Here is a 3252-nt window from a genome sequence, read left to right on the forward strand (position 1 = left end):
CGAGCGTGGTCTCCCGGCTCTTGTCGATCGCCGCGAGCAGCTTGGCGGCGGATTTCTCGCCCATGCGCTCGAGCGCTGCAAGCTTGAGCACGCCGAGCCGATATAGATCCGCAGGGGTGCGGATGATGTCGCGCTCGACAAGTTGATCAACGAGTTTGTCACCGAGCCCGTCGATATCCATCGCGCGACGCCCTGCGAAGTGCAGCAGTGCCTGCTTGCGCTGGGCCGGACAGAACAGGCCCCCGGTACAACGGGCGATCGCTTCGTCTTCGGCACGGACGACATGGGAGCCGCACACAGGGCAGGCAGTGGGCATGACGAACTCGCGCTCGCCACCGCCGCGGCGCTCGATGATCGGCGCCACCACTTCCGGAATGACATCCCCCGCACGTCTGACGATGACCTGGTCGCCAATCAGCAAACCCTTGCGCCGAATCTCGTCCTCGTTGTGCAGGGTGGCATTGGTCACCGTCACGCCGCCGACGAAAACCGGTTTCAGCCGTGCGACCGGCGTCAGCGCACCGGTGCGTCCGACCTGAATCTCGATGTCGAGCAAGTCGGTGACCTCTTCCTGCGCCGGATACTTGTGCGCGACCGCCCATCGTGGTGCGCGCGACACGAACCCCAGGCGCTGACGGTCCACCAGGCGATCGACCTTATACACGACACCATCGATGTCGTAGGGCAACGTGGCCCGCCGCTCGCCGATACGGGCGTAATAGCCGAGCAAGCCCTCGAGTCCGGTCACCACATCACGCTCGCTGGCAACCGGAAAGCCAAGACCCGCCAGTAGATCGAGTGTCGCCGAGTGAGTCTCGGGTTCGTTCTGCGGTGCGATTTCGGCAATGCCATAAGCGAAGAAACGCAGCGGCCTGCGTGCGGTGACTCGCGAGTCGAGCTGACGCAGGCTGCCGGCTGCGGCGTTCCTCGGGTTGGCGAAAACCTTCTCCCCGTTTTCAAGTTGACGCTGATTGAGGCGCGCGAAATCGTCCCGCCACATCAGGATTTCGCCGCGAACCTCAAGCAACGCCGGCGGCTCCTGCGTCTGCAGCCGCAGCGGAATTGACCGCACGGTACGCAGGTTGACGGTGACATCCTCTCCGCGAGTCCCGTCACCACGGGTGGCTCCCCGAACGAACACGCCATTCTCATATCGGAGACTCACCGCAAGCCCGTCGAACTTGGGTTCCACTGCATAGGCGATGCTCTCAACCCCGAGTCCCTGACGGCAACGGCGATCGAACCCGGCTACCTCCTCTTCGGTGAACGCATTGCCGAGCGACAGCATCGGTACCGCATGCAGCACTTCATCGAATGCAGACAAGGGCGAAGCGCCGACCCTGCGTGTCGGCGAATCCTCGCTCAAGAGCCCCGGGTGGGCCGCCTCGAGTGCTTCGAGCTCACGAAAGAGTCTGTCGTACTCAGCGTCGGGAACAGTCGGCGCGTCGAGCACATAGTAGGCGTGCGAATGGCGCTCAAGCGCTTCCCTCAAGCGCCGGACACGCTCGACCAATGCCTCTTGCGTCGGGTTCATGCAGAGAAGAGCCTGATCGACAAGGGCCCGCCGGCAGGCATCTTTCTGTTCGCCATCTCCGCCTGGAACTGGCGGATCTGATTGCGAATGAGCTGTGCCGCCTCGGGGCCTATCGGCGAGCGATTGTCGTCCACCACCACGCCATGCAGGGTGTCCGCCATCTGCTTGGCTTGACGCATCATGCGGTCGAAGGAGCCGACTCCGTCGCTCACCAACGGCACGTCGAGCAGAAGCGTCAGCCCGTGGGTGCTCAGGTTGCGCATCTCGGTCGCAGCGAACAGCGAAGGCTCAAGATTGGACAAGGTAAATAGCGTACGTCCGTCGTCATCGAGGGCATGAAACGCGCCGTCGTCACCCAGGCTGAGGCCACCAGCCTCGGCAAGCGCCCGTATCTTGGTGCCTTGAAAGGCTTCGCCGTCGGTCACGATGTTGATACCCACCTGTATATCGACGCTCGCGCAGAAGCTATCCACCTCGCTTGCACTGGCCAGCGCGTTGGCACGAACCGGCACATTCGCCGGCACTGCCAGGAACTGGTCGGCGACCAGCTGGACTGCATCCGAAAACTGCTGGAACTGTTGCTCGCTGATCGCACCCCGCCGGTCCACCATTTGCATCGACGCGCAAAACCAGTGATAGGCACCGGCGCTGTGGGCGTCCAGCGCGCGCCAGACGTTCTCTCGGTCGTCGAATCCAAACCAGCGAATGGCTTTATCGAGACCCTGGAGCTGCTCATGCTGGACCGGCCAGAGTCTTGGCACCTCGAGCGCTTCAATGGATTCGATCAGAATCGCGCAATCGACACGCGCATCGAGACTCTCCGGAATGCCCGGTGTCTTGTGCCGACCACTGGCCTGACCTGGCATCGCCACAGGTGCTGCAGGCGCTGCCTCGGCGATCGCGCTGGCCGACTCCCGCTCATCGTCGCCATTGAGGATCGGTTCACGACGGTCCTTGGGTCGTTTGCCGGCAGGCGATGGATCCAGCAACACATCGTGGGTGTCACGCCGGAAGGTCTTCTCGGCATGCCGGCTGTGCTTGCGCTCCTGCCATTTGTTGTAGGCCACGATACCCACGACGGCAGCGACCCCCAAACCAACCAGTGCAATCTGCAATTCGCTATCCATGTTCATTCCCGAAACGGGCCGCGCGCACCCGAAGGTACACCGTTCCCAGCATGCCTGGGCATCGTCGATGCCCGCTCGAAACCAACAACCATCGGAACCGGAGTCAACTTCATGCCTCCACTGCCTCGGCCAAGCGCAACGCCTCCTCGATGTCGACCTCGACCACCCGCGACACGCCTTGCTCCTGCATCGTCACACCGACGAGCTGCTGGGCGATCTCCATCGTGACCTTGCTGTGGCTGATGAAGATGAACTGGGTCTGGGACGACATGCGCCTGACCATCTGACAATAACGTTCCGTATTCGCGTCGTCCAGCGGCGCGTCAACCTCATCGAGCATACAGAATGGTGCCGGATTGAGTTGAAACATTGAGAAAACGAGCGCGATCGCGGTCAATGCCTTCTCACCCCCCGAGAGCAGGTGGATCGAAGTGTTCTTCTTGCCCGGCGGTTGCGCGACGATCTGGATACCGGCATCCAGAATTTCCTCGCCAGTGAGTACCAGGCGCGCCTGCCCGCCCCCGAAAAGCTGCGGAAACAACAGGCCGAACTGACCATTGACCGTATCGTAAGTTTCCTGAAGCTGCTCGC

General features: G+C 62.3%; 2 protein-coding genes and 1 pseudogene. All 3 read right to left on the bottom strand.

From position 1 onward, the window contains the following. Window positions 1–1534 (bottom strand): NAD-dependent DNA ligase LigA (ligA, locus tag GPA21_RS19645; protein WP_168989763.1); only part of this gene is annotated, 1534 nt, incomplete at its 3' end. After that, the gene (locus tag GPA21_RS19650) at window positions 1531–2661 is read right to left on the bottom strand and encodes a cell division protein ZipA (RefSeq protein WP_168989764.1); all 1131 of its coding nucleotides are present in this window, start codon (window positions 2659–2661) and stop codon (window positions 1531–1533) included. The genes ligA and GPA21_RS19650, both read right to left, overlap by 4 nt. A 109-nt stretch (window positions 2662–2770) precedes the next feature. Next, window positions 2771–3252: pseudogene (locus GPA21_RS19655) on the bottom strand (chromosome segregation protein SMC); the annotation flags it as partial.

The organism is Azoarcus taiwanensis, from assembly GCF_012910885.1.
GTDB classification, from domain to species: Bacteria; Pseudomonadota; Gammaproteobacteria; order Burkholderiales; family Rhodocyclaceae; genus Azoarcus_F; species Azoarcus_F taiwanensis.